Annotated in this window: 15 protein-coding genes; 10 read left to right on the top strand and 5 right to left on the bottom strand. The window is 69.5% G+C overall.

What is annotated here, in order from left to right:
* The gene (dhaL, locus tag ACF8NF_RS09055; protein WP_392450475.1) at positions 1 to 1,797 is read right to left on the bottom strand and encodes a dihydroxyacetone kinase subunit DhaL; all 1,797 of its coding nucleotides are present in this window, start codon (positions 1,795 to 1,797) and stop codon (positions 1 to 3) included.
* A 294-nt stretch (positions 1,798 to 2,091) separates the two neighbouring features.
* Here dhaL and rpiB point away from each other — a divergent pair, with 294 nt between their 5' ends.
* The 7 genes from rpiB to ACF8NF_RS09020 all read left to right on the top strand — a co-directional run bounded on the left by rpiB (position 2,092) and on the right by ACF8NF_RS09020 (position 9,151).
* Entirely contained in the window at positions 2,092 to 2,565 is a 474-nt protein-coding gene (rpiB, locus tag ACF8NF_RS09050) for a ribose 5-phosphate isomerase B (protein ID WP_012206383.1), read from the top strand.
* 2 nt (positions 2,566 to 2,567) lie between these two features.
* Entirely contained in the window at positions 2,568 to 4,070 is a 1,503-nt protein-coding gene (locus tag ACF8NF_RS09045; RefSeq protein WP_392450474.1) for a sugar ABC transporter ATP-binding protein, read from the top strand.
* Between the two features lie 63 nt (positions 4,071 to 4,133).
* Positions 4,134 to 5,189, top strand: a complete 1,056-nt coding sequence (locus ACF8NF_RS09040; RefSeq protein WP_392450473.1) for a substrate-binding domain-containing protein — start codon at positions 4,134 to 4,136, stop codon at positions 5,187 to 5,189.
* Entirely contained in the window at positions 5,186 to 5,950 is a 765-nt protein-coding gene (locus ACF8NF_RS09035) for a GolD/DthD family dehydrogenase (RefSeq protein ID WP_209802807.1), read from the top strand. Before ACF8NF_RS09040 ends, ACF8NF_RS09035 begins: the two co-directional genes overlap by 4 nt.
* A gap of 48 nt (positions 5,951 to 5,998) precedes the next feature.
* Positions 5,999 to 6,979 (top strand): ABC transporter permease, encoded by a 981-nt coding sequence (locus ACF8NF_RS09030; RefSeq protein ID WP_016448253.1) that lies wholly within the window; start codon positions 5,999 to 6,001, stop codon positions 6,977 to 6,979.
* Positions 6,980 to 7,027: 48 nt separating this feature from the next.
* Positions 7,028 to 8,149, top strand: coding sequence for an erythritol/L-threitol dehydrogenase (locus ACF8NF_RS09025; protein WP_012206378.1), 1,122 nt, complete (start codon positions 7,028 to 7,030; stop codon positions 8,147 to 8,149).
* A gap of 45 nt (positions 8,150 to 8,194) precedes the next feature.
* Entirely contained in the window at positions 8,195 to 9,151 is a 957-nt protein-coding gene (locus ACF8NF_RS09020) for a sugar-binding transcriptional regulator (protein ID WP_012206377.1), read from the top strand.
* A 33-nt stretch (positions 9,152 to 9,184) separates the two neighbouring features.
* Here the strand turns inward: ACF8NF_RS09020 and ACF8NF_RS09015 are convergent, their stop codons facing one another.
* The 3 genes from ACF8NF_RS09015 to ACF8NF_RS09005 form a co-directional block, all read right to left on the bottom strand.
* The gene (locus ACF8NF_RS09015; RefSeq protein WP_013801705.1) at positions 9,185 to 9,832 is read right to left on the bottom strand and encodes a LysE family translocator; all 648 of its coding nucleotides are present in this window, start codon (positions 9,830 to 9,832) and stop codon (positions 9,185 to 9,187) included.
* Positions 9,833 to 9,938: 106 nt separating this feature from the next.
* Positions 9,939 to 10,610, bottom strand: coding sequence for a glutathione S-transferase (locus tag ACF8NF_RS09010; RefSeq protein WP_016453271.1), 672 nt, complete (start codon positions 10,608 to 10,610; stop codon positions 9,939 to 9,941).
* Positions 10,611 to 10,703: 93 nt separating this feature from the next.
* Positions 10,704 to 11,561 (bottom strand): LysR family transcriptional regulator, encoded by an 858-nt coding sequence (locus ACF8NF_RS09005; protein WP_016448249.1) that lies wholly within the window; start codon positions 11,559 to 11,561, stop codon positions 10,704 to 10,706.
* A gap of 109 nt (positions 11,562 to 11,670) precedes the next feature.
* Between ACF8NF_RS09005 and bla the strand changes: the two genes are divergently transcribed.
* Positions 11,671 to 12,582, top strand: coding sequence for a class A beta-lactamase (bla, locus tag ACF8NF_RS09000; protein ID WP_034367430.1), 912 nt, complete (start codon positions 11,671 to 11,673; stop codon positions 12,580 to 12,582).
* Between the two features lie 172 nt (positions 12,583 to 12,754).
* Here the strand turns inward: bla and argA are convergent, their stop codons facing one another.
* Entirely contained in the window at positions 12,755 to 14,101 is a 1,347-nt protein-coding gene (gene argA, locus ACF8NF_RS08995) for an amino-acid N-acetyltransferase (protein WP_012206372.1), read from the bottom strand.
* A 283-nt stretch (positions 14,102 to 14,384) separates the two neighbouring features.
* On the opposite strand from argA, the gene ACF8NF_RS08990 reads away from it, so the two are divergent.
* Both ACF8NF_RS08990 and ACF8NF_RS08985 read left to right on the top strand, forming a co-directional pair.
* Positions 14,385 to 15,836 (top strand): TolC family protein, encoded by a 1,452-nt coding sequence (locus tag ACF8NF_RS08990; protein ID WP_392450472.1) that lies wholly within the window; start codon positions 14,385 to 14,387, stop codon positions 15,834 to 15,836.
* Entirely contained in the window at positions 15,833 to 16,882 is a 1,050-nt protein-coding gene (locus tag ACF8NF_RS08985) for an HlyD family secretion protein (RefSeq protein ID WP_074923492.1), read from the top strand. Before ACF8NF_RS08990 ends, ACF8NF_RS08985 begins: the two co-directional genes overlap by 4 nt.

Here is a 16,882-nt window from a genome sequence, read left to right as displayed (position 1 = left end):
CTAGGCTGAGGCTTGCGCCAGTCGCCGCTGCAGCGACTGCGCCAGGGTGCTCAGAATCAGCCAGCAGGACGTGGCGCCCGCGTCCAGCACGCCGATGGAGCGCGGCCCCAGCCGGGCCGAGCGCCCGATGCGGGCCTGCAGGTGGCGCGTGGATTCCTTCCCTGCCTCGGCCGCGGCCTCCATGGCCTGCAGCGCCTCGCGGAAACCGGCGCCGGCCTGCAGCGATTGCCGGTAGGCCTGCAGGGCCGGGGCCAGCGTGTCGATGAGGGTTTTGTCGCCCACCCGGGCCTTGCCCATCTCCTGCACATCGGCGACGGCCCGCGCCAGCGCCTGGCCGAACAGGGCGGCATCCATCTCCTGCTCCGGCCCAAGAACATCGGCAAAGCCCTGGAAGAAGCTGCCGTACAGCGGGCCCATGGAGCCGCCGATATCGTCCATCAAGGCCTGGGACAGCTGCTGCAGCGCCGCAGGCAGCTGCGCCGCCTGGCCGGCGTCCATGGCATCGAGCCGTGCGCCGCAGCCGGAAAAGCCCTTGGCCATGTTGATGCCGTGATCGCCATCGCCGATCAGGCCGTCGATCTCGCTCAGGAACTCCCGGTGGCCGACGATGGCCGTGATCAGTTCACGCACGATGCTGCCCGCGCCATCGAGCGCGATGGCCGGCCCTTGGCTGGTGCGCCTTGCGGCTTGGGGGCGGGCGGTTTGTGCCTGTTCCTGGGCCTGTGCCGACGTCCGTGCCGGAGCAGAGGGCGGCGTTGGAATGGCGTCCTGCGGCTGGGACGGCAGCCCGCCGGCCAGGGTCAGGGCGACCGACTGGCAGGGCGCCTCGAGGCAGGCCAGCAGCTCGTCGTCCAGCTGCATCAGCGTGAGTGTGATGCCCATCATCTCCAGCGAGGTGAAGAGATTGCCCACCAGCCGGAAGGCCACATGAATGCCGCGTTCTTGCAGGCGCCGGGCGACCTCGCCATAGAGGATGTACTGCTCCATCAGCGGCGTGGCGCCCAGGCCGGACAGCAGCACGGCCACGCGGTCGCCCGGGGAGAAGGGTAGGTCGGGCAGCAGGGTGTCCAGCATGCGCTCGGCCATATCGGCCGCCGTGGCCGTGCGGTGCACGGACATGCCGGGCTCGCCATGGTGGCCTATGCCCACCTCCATGCTGCCGCGCTCGATATGGAAATTGGCCTTGCCCACGGCGGGAATGGTGCATGCCGACAGGCCGATGCCGATGCTGCGCGTGCGGGCCATGGCGTGCCGGGCGAGGGCGATCACTTCGTCGAGGCTGGCGCCCATGGCTGCCCGGGCGCCCGCCACCTTCCACATCAGGATCTCGCCGGCCACGCCGCGGCGGCTGGCCTCGTCGCCCCGCGTGGCAGAAGGCACGTCGTCGTTGGCCACCACGGTCCTGACCGCCATGCCTTCGGCTGTCGCCATCTGCACGGCCATGGCCACATTCATGTTGTCGCCTGCGTAGTTGCCATACAGGCAGGCCACGCCGGCGCCGCCATCGGCCGCGCGCATGGCGTCGTAGAAGCTTCTGGCCGTGGGGGACGAGAAGACCTCGCCCACGGCGGCGGCGTCGCACAGGCCTGCGCCCACATAGCCCAGAAAGGCCGGTTCGTGTCCCGACCCGCCGCCCGTCACGATGCCCACCTTGCCCCTGCGTGGCGCGCCATGCAGGCGCACGACGCGGGGGTTGCCTTCGTCGATGCGCAGGGTGTCGCCATGGGCGGCGATCCATCCCTGGAGCATGTCCTCCACCACCCGGTCGGGGTCGTTGATCACGCGGTTGGTCGTCATGCCGTTGTCTCCTCCAGGTGCAGTCCCGGCGGGTGTGCCGAAGACTGTTCATATGATCATTGAGTGGTCATTTTTGATTTGTTGAAATTGGCATGTCAATGCCTTTTGGCTATTCAATAGCCAAGGGAAAACGATAGGATTTGATGAATTTCGTAGAAAATTCAACGGTTTACGTATTCATTTTGCCGGTTCACATAGCTATCGTTGTTTGACAACTGCTCTTCTATTGAGAAGACTCTGGTAAAACATTGATCAAATGATCATGTGATGGTCTTTTGTAATGAAGGGGATGCCATGAAGCTGGCCATCGGCTGCGACGAAGCCGCCTGCGACCTCAAGAACGCCGTGAAGCAGCATCTGCTGGCCCAGGGCCACGAAGTGGCCGACTTCGGCACGCACGACGGCGAGCCGGTGCTCTACCCCGACATCGGCATCGCGGTGGCGCAGGCCATCGTCCAGGGCCGCCATGAGCGCGGCGTTCTCCTGTGCGGCACGGGCATAGGCATGGCCATTGCGGCCAACAAGGTGGCGGGCATCCGCGCCGCGCAGGCCCATGACACCTATTCGGCCGAGCGCGCCAGCCGCAGCAACGACGCGCAGATCATCACGCTGGGCTCGCGCGTGATCGGGGTGGAGCTGGCCAAGGCCATCGTGGACCGCTTCCTCGCATCGCGCTTCGATGGCGGCAGCTCGGCCCTGAAGGTGGATGCCATCACCGGCTTCGAACGCTCGCAGGCCGCCGCGGCCGGGCGCGGGCAGGGCGCGTGACCATGGACACCGGCACCAGCACCGGCACCGCACTGCTGCAGGCGCGCGGCGTGGCCAAGAGCTTTGGCGGCGTGCCTGCGCTGCGCAACGGCTGCCTTGAGCTGCAGGCCGGCAGCGTGCACGCGCTGTGCGGCGGCAATGGCGCAGGCAAATCCACCTTCCTGAACATCGTGATGGGCCTGTTGCGGCGCGATGCCGGCGAGATATTGCTCAAGGGCCGGCCGGTGGATTTCGCCACGCCGCACGAGGCGCTGGCGCACCGCCTGTCCATCATCACGCAGGAGCTGTCGCCCATCCCGGGCATGAGCGTGGCCGAGAACATCTTCCTGGGCCGCGAGCCCCGGCGCGCCGGAATGGTGGTCCGCCATACCGCGCTGCTGGAGCAGGCGGATGCGCTGCTCAGGCAGCTGGGCTTCGATATCGATCCGCGTGCGCAGATGGGCCGCCTGAGCCTGGCGCAGACCCAGCTGGTGGAGATTGCCAAGGCCCTGAGCCGGCAAAGCGAGCTGATCATCATGGACGAGCCCACCTCGGCCATTGGCGAAAGCGAGACCGCCATCCTCTTCGACGCGATACGCCGCGTGACCGCGCAGGGCGCCGGCATCCTCTACGTGTCGCACCGCCTGACGGAGATCTTCACCATTGCCGACAGCTACACGGTGTTCCGCGATGGCGGCTTCGTGCAGACCGGCGCGCTGGCCGATATCGACCGGCGGCAGTTGGTGAAGCTCATCGTGGGCCGGGAAGTCCGCGCTGCTGCCAGCGAGCGCAGGGCTGCGGCGCCGGGCGAGCCGCTGCTGTCGGTGCAGGGGCTCACGCGCCGGGGCGAGTTCGAGGACATCAGCCTGGACGTCGCCCCCGGCGAGGTGCTGGGCATCTACGGACTGATGGGATCGGGCCGCAGCGAATTCCTCAACTGCCTGTACGGCCTCACGCGCGCCGACCAGGGGCAGGCGAGCCTGGGCGGACGGCCCCTGCCGCGCGGCAATCCGGCGGCGTCGATCAAGGCGGGCCTGGCCCTGGTGACCGAGGACCGCAAGGCCACGGGGCTGGTGATCAGTTCCTCGGTGCGCTTCAACGCCAGCTTGCCCGCACTGCCAGGCCTGCAGCGCGCCGGGGTGGTGGATGGCGCGGCAGAGCGCGTGCTGGTGGGCGGCCTGCTGCAGCGCCTGCGCGTGAAGCTGGCCAGCCCGGCCATGCCGGTCTCGGGCCTGAGCGGCGGCAACCAGCAGAAGGTGGTGCTGGCCCGTTGCATGGCCACCAATCCCGTCTGCCTGCTGTGCGACGAGCCCACGCGCGGCATCGACGAAGGCGCCAAGCGCGAGGTGTACGCCTTTCTGGCCTCGCTGGCCGCGCAGGGCCATGCCGTGGTGGTGGTGTCGTCCGAGGCGCCGGAACTGCTGGAGCTGAGCGACCGCATTGCCATCTTCCGCAAAGGCCGGCTTGACCGCGTGGTGGCCGGCCACGGCATCACGCAGGAGGCGCTGATGCACCTCGCTTCCTGAGCCCGGGCGATGCCCATGCAGCGTTTTTCCCCTTGCCTTTCACAACACACAGGAGACATGACCATGCCGTTTTTCCGCTTCACCACCGTGCTTGCCGCCGCGCTTGCCGGTGGGCTGTTCCTGGCCGCAGCGCAGGTCCGGGCCCAGGCTCCGGCCCCGCTGTCGGCACCAGCACCAGTACACGCACCGGCCAAGCCCTACCGCATAGGCGCGGCCGTCTATGGGCTCAAGGGCGAGTTCATGCAGATGTGGACCAAGGAGCTGAAGGCGCATCCGGCCGTGAAGGACGGCACGGTGCAGATCACCGTGTTCGACGGCAACTACGACGCGCTGACGCAGAGCAACCAGTTCGACACCATGATCACGCAGAAGTACGACGGCATCCTCTTCGTGCCCATCGACCTGAAGGCGGGCGCGGCGCCCGTGCACAAGGCGGTGAAGGCCGGCATTCCCGTGGTGGGCTCCAACACGCGCGTGCAGGGCGATGTGCTGACCTCCTACGTGGGCAATGACGATGTGGTGGCCGGCCGCATGCAGGCCGAGGCATTGATGAAGGCCATCGGCGGCAAGGGCAATATCGTCGTCATCGAGGGGCCCATAGGCCAGTCGGCACAGATCGAGCGGGCGCGCGGCAATGACGAGGTGCTGGCCCGCCACAAGGACGTGAAGGTGCTGGCGCGCAAGACCGCCAACTGGTCGCGTGCCGAGTCCATGGGACTGATGGAGAACTGGCTGACCGCATTCCCGGGCCAGATCCAGGGCGTGATCGCCCAGAACGACGACGAGGCCCTGGGCGCGGTGCAGGCCATCAAGACCAAGGGCATCGATATCAAGACCATCCCGGTGGTGGGTGTGGACGGTGTGGCCGCCGCCATCACGGCCGTCAAGCGCGGCGAGATGACCACCAATTTCCAGGATGCCCAGGCCCAGGCGCAGGGCGCGCTGGATGTGCTGCTGCGCCAGCTAGTCGGCCCGTCCTACCGGCCGCGCTCGGTGGTATGGAGCGAGTATGCCCAGGCCATGCCCTGGGGCGATGGCACGGCCAAATCCTACGAGGTGCCCTGGACCGCCATCGTGCCCGCCAATGCCGACGCCTTCTTGCAGAAGGTGCGCAAATGAGCGCCGCCGGCCTGGAGCGGGACTTCGACGGCCGCACGGCCCTGGTCACCGGCGGCGCGGGCGGCATCGGCCTGGCGATTGCCCGGCAGCTCGCCCAAGGCGGTGCGCGTGTCGTTCTGGTGGACCTGGAGCGGCAGGCACTGGACGTGGCCGCTGCCAGCCTGGCGGAGCCCCGGCGCCACCTGGCGCTGGCGGTGGATGTGACCAGGCCCGAGGGCGTGGAGCAGGCGGTGGCCACGGTGCTGGAGGCCACGGGCCGCATCGACATCCTGGTCAACAGCGCCGGCGTGGCGCTGCTGGAGCCGGCCGGCGAAATCAGCGAGGCGGCGTGGGAGCGCACGCTGGCGGTCAACCTCACGGCGCCGCTGCTGCTGGCCCAGGCGGTGGCCCCGGCCATGCGCCGCCAGCGCCACGGCCGCATCATCAACCTGGCCTCGCAGGCCAGCGTGGTCGCGCTCCGGCGCCATGCCGCCTATTGCGCCAGCAAGGCGGGCCTGGTGGGGCTGACGCGCGTGCTGGCGCTGGAGTGGGCGACGGACGGCATTACCGTCAACGCCATCTCGCCGACCGTGGTGGACACGCCGCTGGGCCGCAAGGCCTGGGCCGGGCAGGTGGGGGAGGCCATGCGGGCACTCATCCCCACGGGCCGCTTTGCGCAGCCCGAGGAGGTGGCGCGGCTGGCCGTGTTCCTGGCCGGTACGCACGCCGGCATGCTGACGGGCGAGAACATCGTCATCGACGGGGGCTACTCCATCCAGTGAGCGGCCTGCCGGCCCCACGCCTTTCTTCCATCAACGCGGGAGTCCTCCATGACGAATCTTCAAGCCGCATCTTCGCCGCCGCTCTTGGGGCGGCGCGCGCTGGACCTGCGCAGCCTGCGCGAGCGCTACGGCGTGGTCATCGCGCTGGTTGCACTGTGCGCGGCGCTGGCGCTGGCCAACCCCCATTTCATGACCTGGGGCAACTGGGCCGACATCCTGCGCCAGACCTCCATCAACGGCATCCTGGCCATCGGCATGACGTGCGTGGTGCTGACGGCGGGCATCGACCTGTCGGTGGGCGCCATCCTGGCGCTGGCCGGCATGGTCGGCGCCTGGCTGGCGGCCGATGGCCAGGGGCTGGCGGTGAGCGTGGGCGCCGGGCTGGGCGTGGGCATGCTGCTGGGCGGCGTCAACGGCCTGCTGGTGGCCTGGTTCGCGGTGCCGCCCTTCGTGGCCACGCTGGGCATGCTCAGTGCGGCGCGTGGCCTGACCTACATCTACAACGACGGCATGCCGGTGTCCGAGCTGCCCGACGGCTTTCTTGCCATCGGCGCCGGCCAGCTGGGACCCGTGCCCATGCCCATCGTGATCTTTGCCGTTGCCGTCGCGGTGTTCGCCTTCGTGCTGCGCTACACCGTGTATGGCCGCTATATCTACGCCGTGGGCGGCAACCTGCGCAGCGCCAAGACCAGTGGCATCAACACCCGCGCCATCGTGCTGCTGGTCTATGTGGTCAGCGGCCTGCTCGCGGGGCTGGCCGGCATTTTGCTGGCGTCGCGCACCACGGCGGCGCTGCCGCAGGCCGGCGTGTCCTACGAGCTGGACGCCATCGCGGCCGTGGTGATCGGCGGCACCAGCCTGTCGGGCGGCACGGGCAGCCTGGGCGGCACGGTCGTCGGCGCCCTGCTCATCGGCGTGATCAACAACGGGCTGAACCTGCTGGGCGTGTCCTCGTACTACCAGCAGCTGATCAAGGGCGTGATCATCGTCGGCGCCGTGCTGCTCGACAGTTCACGCCGCAGGGCATGAAGCGCTGCGCCCACGTCCTGTCCACAACCTGCAACCCGGGAGAGTTCCATGCAAAACACCCTGCCTGACGCCGCCGATACGAACATGCTGGCCGTGGTCTGCCACGGCCCCAGGGATTACCGGCTCGAACGCGTCGCACGTCCGCAGGCCGGGCCGCGCGAGCTGGTCATCCGCGTGGCTTCCTGCGGCATTTGCGCGGGCGACTGCAAATGCTGGGCTGGCGCGCCGCGCTTTTGGGGAGATCCGGAAAAAGGCCGCCCCGCCTATGTGCGCCCGCCGGTGATCGCGGGCCACGAGTTCTGGGGCCATGTGGTGCAGGTGGGCGAGGGCGCGCAGGAGCACCACGGCGTGCAGCTGGGTGACCGGGTGATCGCCGAGCAGATCGTGCCCTGCCATGCCTGCCGCTATTGCAGGACCGGCTTTCGCTGGATGTGCGAGGTGCACGACGTCTACGGCTTCCAGGGCCAGGTGGCCGATGGCGGCATGGCCGAGTACATGCGCCTGTCCGCCCGCGCCGTGGTGCACCGGATTCCCGAGAGCGTGGCCTTCGAGGATGCGGCCATCACCGAGCCGCTGTCCTGCGCCATCCATGCCGTCAACCGCGGCGACATCCAGCTCGATGATGTGGTGGTCATCGCTGGCGCGGGCACGCTGGGCCTGCTCATGGCCCAGGTGGCGCGCCTGAAGACGCCGCGCCGGCTGGTGGTCATGGACCTGTCGGACCAGCGCCTGGCGCTGGCACGCCGCTGCGGCGCCGACGTGACCATCAACCCCGCGCGCGAGGATGCCCGTGCCATCGTGCACGCACTGACCGACGGCTATGGCTGCGATGTGTACATAGAGACCACGGGCGCGCCCTCGGGCGTGACGCAGGGGCTGGACCTGGTGCGCAAGCTCGGCCGCTTCGTGGAGTTCAGCGTCTTCGGGCGCGAGACCACGGTGGACTGGTCCATCATCGGCGAGGAAAAGGAACTGGACCTGCGCGGCGCCCACCTCAGCGCCCATTGCTACCCCATCGCCATCGACCTGCTGGCGCGCGGGCTGGTCACCTCCGAGGGCATCGTCACCCACCGCTATGCGCTGTCGGAGTGGGAGAGCGCCATCCGGGTGGCCGATTCCATGGACTCGGTCAAGGTCCTGCTGCTGCCCCACGCTGGCGAGGCCCGGTGAGCGGCGCTACACTGCGCGCCTTTCCCGGCACCCTTGGAGGCACCCTTGACTGAAAGCGACCTGACGCGACTGGCGACCCTGTACTACGTCGATGGATGCACGCAGGACCAACTGTCCAAGGAGTTCGGCATCTCGCGCGCCACCGTCGGGCGGCTGCTGCGCCGCGCGCAGGAAGAGGGCATTGTCGAGATCCGCGTGCGGCCGCATTCGCTGGTGTCCGCCGACCTGGAGCGGCAGCTGACCGAGCGCTTTCACATCAAGCGCGCGCTGATCGCGGTGGACCACAAGGATGCCGACCGGCAGCGCGAACTGCTGGCAGGGCTGGTGGCCAGCGAGCTGGAGCGCATCCTGGTCGACGGCTCCATCGTGGCCGTGGGCATGGGGCGCAACGTGTCCTCGGTCTCCGAGCACGCCCTGTCCGCCACACGGCGGGAGTGCCACTTCGTCAGCGCCATCGGCGGCTCCTACCGTGGCGGGGAGGCGATGAACGCCGACCACATCGCGCGCCGCCTGGCCGCGCGTTTTGGCGGCAAGTCCGAATCGCTCTATGCGCCGGCCCTGGTGGGCGATCCGCAACTGCGCAAGGCGCTGCTGGACAACGACACCGTCAGGCACACCCTGGACAAGGCGCGCCGCGCCGACATCGCCCTCATCGGCGTGGGCGATGTCAGCGTGGACAGCAACATGGCCCGCATGGGCTGGTTTTCCGCGCAGGAGATCTCGGACGCCCGCCGCGCGGGCACGGTGGGCGACATGATGGGCTACGACTTCATCGACATCCACGGCCAGCCGGCCGCAACCCCCATGCAGGACCGCGTCATCGGCCTGAGCCGCGAGGACCTGCTGCGCATACCCAACGTCATCGCCGTGGCGGCCGAATCCAGCAAGGTCACGGCCATCCTGGGAGCCCTGCGCACCGGCGCCATCGACACCCTGGCCACCACCACGGCCAACGCCGCTGCCGTGCTGCAGCTGGACGATGTCATGGGGACGACGCGCTGACGCAGCGGGGGGCGCGGCTCTTGGGCGGCGCGCCTAGTTCGACGCGCGGCGGTAGAAGGCCAGCGAGCCTGCCAGCGCCAGCAGCATGCCGCCGCACAGGCGGTCCAGCCACATCACGGCCCGCCCGCGCAGCAGCCGCGCGGCGCGTGATCCGGCGAAGGCATAGGCCAGCATCACCAGGAAATCGATGAGCGCGAACACCAGCGCAATGGCGATGTACTGCGGCGCCTGGGCGGCCGCCGGGTCGATGAACTGGGGCAGCAGGGCCGAGCAGAACAGGTAGCCCTTGGGATTGGTCACGGCGACCAGGAACGATTTGAACAGCACGGTACGGGCGCTGTAGCCGTCGGCACCGGCCTCTGCCTTGCCGTCACCCTGGGGTGCCGACAGCGATCCGCCCTGGCTGCGCAGCATGCGCAGGCCCAGCCAGGCCAGGTAGGCCGCTCCCGCCCACTTGACCACCGAGAACCAGAACTCCGAAGCCGCCAGCAGCGCGCCCAGGCCCAGCGCGACAGCGCCGACCAGCACGAAGTCCGACAGCACGGCGCCCAGCATGCCGGGCAGGGCGCGGCGCACGCCGTGGCGCGAGCCATTGGCCAGGGCCAGCAGCACGGTGGGACCGGGGGTGATGATCGCGATCAGCGCGACCAGGGAGAAGACGAGCAGGGTGGCGAGGGTCATGTCGGCGAAGGCTCATGCGGTTGGCAACAGCCTGCCACTGTGCCAGCTTTGCCTGCCTTGCGCAGCCCCTGCCGACCCGGGGCAGGGCACACGGGGCGGGCAGGCGTCAGTCGCTGCCCACGCCGCCGGCGGCAAAGACCGGGCCGCGCGTGCCGGGCACCCAGCCCGGGTAGGTTTCCATCACTTCGGCGAACAGGGCCGAGTCGATCCAGCGCTGCAGCCAGGCCTGCAGGTGCGGCCAGGGCTGCTCGTTCCATTGCGACTCGTCGATGCGCGCGTACTGGCGCACGAAGGGGCGCAGCGCCATGTCGGCCAGGCTGGGGTTCTGGCCGAACAGGTAGCCGGTGGCCTCCAGCTGGTCGTCCAGCTCGGCCAGCCAGGTCAGGGCATCGGCCTGGGCGTGGTTGACCTCCTCGGCCGTATAGCGCTCGGGGTACTTGCAGCGGTCCAGGGCGTGCTTGAAAAAGCCGTCGTTGCGCTCGATCAGCGCCAGCATGTCCTGCAGCGAGCCGCTGGTCGGTGCCAGCCAGCCGTCCGGGTCATTGGCGCGCAGCGCGTGCAGCATGACATCCAGGCTCTGCTCGATCACGCGGCCGTCCTCCAGCACCAGCACGGGCACCGTGCCCTTGGGCGATGCATCGAGCAGCGCCTGCGGCTTGTTGCGCAGGTTGATTTCGCGCAGCTCGCAGGCCAGGCCGGCATGGGCCAGCGCCAGACGGGCGCGAATGGCGTAGGGGCAGCGGCGAAACGAGTAGAGAACCGGCAGGGTCTGGGTCATGGAGCGGGAACGGGGCTAGGGGCCAAAAGCGGCAGATGATAGCGCCGGGGCCAAAGTCGGGCGGCCTGCGGGTCTTGCCGCGGGCGTCCGTGGCTATTGCAGCTGCGCCAGCAGCCATTGCCTGAAGGTCTTGAGCGCCGCGCTGGGTGCGCGCGAGCGCAGGTGGGTCAGCCAGTAGGCGCCCGTGTCCACCTCCTGCTCGAAGGGGCGCACCAGCCGGCCCTGCTGCAGCAGGTGCTGGAACATGCGCGCCGGCAGCAGGGCCACGCCCGCGCCCTGGGCGGCCGCCTCGGCCAGCGTCAGCGAGGAGTCGAACATGGCGCCGCGCGCCAGCGGCGCGCTCTGGTCCAGCGTGGCAAACCAGCTCTCCCACTCCTGCAGGCGGTACGAGCGCAGCAGCGTCTGCCCGGCCAGGTCGGCCGGCTGGCGCAGGCGCTGGGCCAGGGCCGGGGTGCACATGGGCGTCAGCGGCGCGCGCAGCAGCAGCTCGGCGCGCGTGCCCTGCCAGGCGCCGTCGCCAAAGCGCACGGCCGCATCCAGCCCTTCGCCGGCCAGGTCCACGCGGTTGTTGTGCGTGAGCAGTCGCAGGTCGATGTAGGGGTGCTGCTGCTGGAACTGGCCCAGCCTGGGAATCAGCCAGCCGATGGCGAAGGTGCCGACCACGCCCACGGTGAGGATCTCGCGCGGGCGCGGTTCGGCCACCTGCTGCAGCGAATGCTCTATGCGCGCAAAGCTCTCGGCCACGGCAGGCCACAGCGCATGGCCCTCGTCGGTCAGCGCCAGGCCGCGCGGCAGGCGCCGGAACAGCGGCTTGCCCAGGCGCTCCTCCAGGTTGCGGATGTGCTGGCTGACGGCGGCCTGGGTCACGCACAGCTCGTCGGCCGCCCGCGTCAGGTTGAGATGGCGCGCGGCCGCGTCGAACATGCGCAGGGCATTGAGGGGCAGTTGCATGGTGAGCCAATAGTTTTTCTAAGGGATGCTGCCAATTATTCACGCTGGTCGCAGATTGGGCGCGGCGCTATCGTTGCGGTTGTCGATCTGCAACTGAAAAGGAAAAACAATGCAAAGACGCGATTTTCTGATGACGGGCGGCGCGGCCGCCTGGATGGCGGCCGGGCTGGCCGGCTGCGCCCTGCCATCAAAAAAACAGGGGGCTGCCGACCAGGCCTTCAGGACCGAGCTGGCGCGCATCGAGAAAAGTGTGGGCGGCCGGCTCGGCGTGGCCGTGCTGGAGGTGGAGTCGGGCGCCAGCGTGGACCACCGCGGCGACGAGCGCTTTGTCATGTGCAGCACCTTCAAGCTGCTGCTGGCCGCCCAGGTGTTGGACCGCGTGCAGCAGGGCGATGAGCGCCTGTCGCGCCGCGTGCACTACGCCAGCTCCCGGCTGGTTCCCTACTCGCCGGCCAGCGGCCCGCGTGCCGGTGACGGCGGCGGCATGACCATCTCCGAGCTGTGCGAGGCCGCCGTGGTGCTCAGCGACAACACGGCCGCCAACCTGCTGCTGGACGCCAGCGGCGGCCCGCAGGCGCTGACGCAGTGGCTGCGCGCCAGCGGCGACGAGACCACGCGCCTGGACCGCATGGAGCCCGAGCTCAACGAAGGCCTGCCCGGCGACGAGCGCGACACCACCACGCCCCTGGCCATGGTGCAAAGCATGCAGCGCCTGCTGCTGGGATCGGTGCTGGACGGCCATGGCCGCGCGCTGCTGCAGCAGTGGCTGGTGGCCAGCCGCACGGGCGACAAGCGCCTGCGCGCGGGCATGCCGGCCGGCTGGCGTGTGGGTGGAAAGACGGGCACCGGCGATCGCGGCACGGCCAACGATGCCGTCATCGCCTGGCCCACGCCGCAAAGCGCACCGCTGCTGGTGACGGGCTACCTCACCGAATGCCCGGCCGACGCGCCGCAGCGCGATGCGGCGCTGGCAGCGGCCGGCAAGGCGGCCGCACGCTGGCAGGCAGCAGTGCAAGGCTGAGTTGCGCCACCATGTCGCTTGATTTGGGCGATTTCAAAAAAATTGGCGCGGCCTGAAGACGAGAGACACCGAGGAAGGGCCTGGGCCGGCCGCGCCGCCCCCGCACCGAGGGTGTCGCCGGCCGCCCGTATGCCCCCCTCGTGAGGGGGAAGGCGCACAGCGCCTCAGGGGGTTACAGCTTCTTGACCAGGACCTGACTTTTGCGGTCCCAGTTGTACTTGGCCTTGCGCGCCTCGGGCAGCCAGTCGGGGTCCACGGGCTGGAAGCCGCGCTTGATGAACCAGTGCATGGTGCGCGTGGTCAGCACGAACAGGCTGTCCAGGCCCTGGGCCTTGGCGCGCTGCTCTATGCGCTTGAGCAGCTTCTCGCCATCGCCCGTGCCCTGGCTCTTGGGCGAGACGGTGACGGCCGCCATCTCGGCCGTCCGGGCGCTGGGATAGGGGTAGAGCGCGGCGCAGCCGAAGATCACGCCATCGTGTTCGATGATGGTGTAGTGGGCGATGTCGCGCTCGATCTCGGTGCGGCTGCGCTTGACCAGGGTGCCGTCCTTCTCGAAGGGCTCGATCAGCTGGATGATGCCGGCCACGTCGTCGGGCGTGGCCTCGCGCAGCTCTTCCAGCTTCTCGTCGATGATCATGGTGCCGATGCCGTCGTGCACATAGATCTCCAGCAGCAGCGCGCCGTCGATGGCGAAGGGCAGGATGTGGCTGCGCTCCACGCCGTGCTCGCAGGCATGCACGCAGTGCTGCAGGTAAAAGCCCGTGTCCGTGGGCTGCTCGGGCGTGGGCAGCTCGGCCAGCATGCGGCGGGCCGTGGCCAGCGGCAGCTCGGTGTCGATGGGGTTGGTCTCGTCGGCCGGACCCGTAGGGTCCATGCGGATGCCCGGCACCTCGGTCATGAAGATCAGCTTGTCGGCCTTCAGCTCGATGGCCACGCGCGTGGCCACCTCTTCCATGCTCAGATTGAAGGCCTCGCCGGTGGGCGAGAAGCCGAAGGGCGACATCAGCACCATGGCATCCATGTCCAGGGCGCTGCGGATGCCGCTGACATCGACCTTGCGCACCAGGCCCGAATGCTTGAAATCCACGCCGTCCACGATGCCCACGGGCCGCGCCGTGAGGAAGTTGCCCGAGATCACCCGCACCCGTGCGCCGGCCATGGGCGTATTGGGCAGGCCCTGGCTGAAGGCGGCCTCGATCTCATAGCGCAGCTGGCCAGCGGCTTCCTGGGCGCAGTCCAGCGCCACGGAGTCGGTGATGCGCACGCCGCGCGAGTACTGGGCCTCATGGCCCTTGGCGGCAAGCTGCTCGTTGACCTGGGGACGGAAGCCATGGACCAGCACGATCTTCACGCCCATGGCCTGGATCATGGCCAGGTCCTGGACGATGGAGCTGAGCTTGCCCGATGCGATGGCCTCGCCCGTCAGTCCCACCACAAAGGTCTGGTGTCGGAACTTGTGGATATAGGGAGCCACGGACCGGAACCAGGGGACGAAGGTGAAGTTGAAGACGGTGGACATGGTGGTCAGTCGGGGCATCGGGCCGATGCCGGGCAGAAAAAAAAGGCCTGCGGACAGGTCCGCCAGGACATGCTCGCGCAGGCAGGCGCCAGTGTAGCGGCATGGCGCGGCACCTGCGCACAGAAATGGGATGGAACGCCACGCAAATCGGCCCTGCTGCACGGTGCCGGGGGCACAAGGCACAGGACCTTGTCCGACGGGGGCCCGCCTGCAAGCCCGTGTAAGCTTCGCCACCATCGGTGAACCACGCAAGGCGCCCCCATTCATGCCATTGAGCGCTTCCATGTTTTTTCCGTTGCTTGCGCGGCCCGCGCGCTTTGTGCCGTGGCTGGCGGCGCTGGGCATGGTCGCAGGGGCGGCCCAGGCTGCAGGGGAGGCTCCGGCCTCCCAGGCCGCCGCCGCGATGAGCTTCGTGCAGGCCCGCCAGGCGCTGCTGGAGGGCTCCGACCAACTGGCCGCCTCGGCCAAGGCCGTGGAAAGCGCGCGGCTCAGACGCCAGGGTACGCAGGGGCTGGGCGGGCCTTCCGTGGCCATCACGGGCCTGGGCTACCGCTACTCGGCCAATGCCGACATCGATCTCGATCCTGCGCGGCGCACCCTGGACGGCGTCCTCGGCCAGCTGCCGCCCTCGGTGGGGCCGGCCATTCCCTCGCTGCCGCAACTGCCCACCTCCTATGCCTTGCAGCGCAAGAGCACGAACGCCTCGGCCAGCCTGTCCCTGGTCTGGCCGCTGTACCTGGGCGGCCTGTCCGATGCGGTGCGCAGTGGCCTGGACGCTGCCACCGACGAAGCCCTGGCCGATGCGGCCAGCAGCAGCCACGCCCTGCATTCGCTGCTGGTGCAGCGCTACTTCGGCGCCCAGCTGGCCGAGCGGGCCGCACGGCTGCGTGAGCGTGCGCTTGAGGGCGTGCGCGTGCATGACGCGGCCGCGCAAAGCATGCTCAAGGCGGGCGTGATCTCCCGGCTGGAGCGCCTGCAGGCCCGTGCCGCGCTGGCCGACGCCGAGCAGCAGGCGCGCAAATCGCGCGACGACGCAGACCTGGCCGCAGCGGCGCTGGCGCGCACGGTCAAGGCGCAGCGGCAGGTGCTGCCCAGTACGCCGCTGTTCGTCAGCAGCCGGCCTTTGCCGCCGCTGGACGGCTTCGTCGCCGCGGCCCAGTCGCACCATCCGGGTCTGGACAAGGTCCAGGCCAAGAAGCGCCAGGCCGAGTCCCTGCACGACGCCCAGGAGGCGCTGCGCCGGCCGCAGCTGCTGGCCTTCGGTTCGCGCGAGGTCAACACCAGCGGCAAGCCCAACTGGGTGGCAGGCGTGGCTGTGCGCTGGACGCTGTGGGACAGCATCGACCGCGATGCGCTGGCCGCCTCCTCGCAGCGCAAGATCGAGCAGGCCGAGCTGACCCAAGCCCAGGCGCTCAGCGACATCGCGCTGCTGGTCGAGAAGAACTGGCTGGGCGTGGAGCAGGCACGCCGCCAGTACCAGGCCCAGCAGGCCCAGGAGGATCTTGCTCGCGAGCTGCTGCGGCTGCGCGAGGCCGGCCTGCGGGAAGGCACCAGCACCACGCTGGACCTGATCGATGCCAGCCTCAATCTCGCCAAGGTCCAGACCCAGCGTGCCGAACTGGCCAACCAGTATGTGCAGGCCCTGGCCGCACTGCTGGAGAGCACGGGCCAGAGCGAGGAATTCGACCGATTCATGGCCCAGGCCGACATACAGATCCCACCCGACGCACCATGAGCACAGCCACGCCCGACCATCCCCGCAGCGCCACCGAAGCACCCGGCCCCGCGCCCGTGCCGCCGGGGCGCAGGCGCCCCTGGCTGGCCCTGGCCATCGTGCTGGCCGTGCTGCTGCTCGTGGCCTGGGGCTTTTGGCGTGCGGCGCAGCCCGCCCCCCTGTATTTCCAGGGCCAGATGGAGGCGCGCGAGACCGACATCGCGCCCAAGGTCACGGCGCGCATCGCCAAGGTGCGCGTCACCGAAGGCCAGAAGATCCAGCCCGGTGATCTGCTGGTGGAGATGGACAGCCCCGAGGTGCGCGCCAAGCTGGCCCAGGCCGAGGCCGCGCGCGATGCCGCCCAGGCCCAGGCCGACAAGGCGCAGGCCGGCGCACGCCCGCAGGAAGTGCAGATGGCGCGCCTGAACTGGCAGCGCGCCCAGACGGCCGCCGACCTGGCCCAGACCTCGCTGCGCCGCGTGCAAAGCCTCTTCGACCAGGGACTGGTTGCGGCCCAGAAACGCGATGAAGCCGATGCCAACTGGCGCGCCTCGCGCGACCAGGCGCTGGCCGCGCGCGCGCAATATGAAATGGCGGCTTCGGGCGCGCGCCAGGAGGATCGCAGCGCTGCCCAGGCCCAGGCACGCCAGGTGCAGGGCGTGGTCGCCGAGGTGGAGGCCGCGCGTGCCGAGACCGAGCTGCGCAGCCCCGTGGGCGGCGAGGTGGTCCAGGTGCTGGCCCGCCAGGGCGAGCTGTCCCCGCAGGGCGTGGCCGTGGTCACCGTGGTGGACCTGACCGACCAGTGGGTGGTGCTCAATGTGCGCGAGGACCAGCTTGCACGCTTTGCCCAGGGCAGCCGTTTCACCGGCCGCCTGCCGGGCCTGGACAACCGCGAGGCCGGCTTCGAGGTCTACTACCTGGGGGTGCTGCCCGACTTCGCCACCTGGCGCGCCACGCGCGCCGGCCAAGGCTTCGATGCGCGCACCTTCGAGGTCCGCGCGCGGCCGCAGCAGCCCATTGCAGGCGCGCGGCCCGGCATGAGCGTGGTCGTGGAAGGCGGCCGTTGA

It is taken from the genome of Delftia sp. WSY_22 (assembly GCF_043104185.1).
Lineage (GTDB): Bacteria > Pseudomonadota > Gammaproteobacteria > Burkholderiales > Burkholderiaceae_C > Comamonas > Comamonas tsuruhatensis.
Note: the sequence above shows the minus strand (reverse complement) of the source record. Positions and strands in the feature narration are given on the sequence as shown.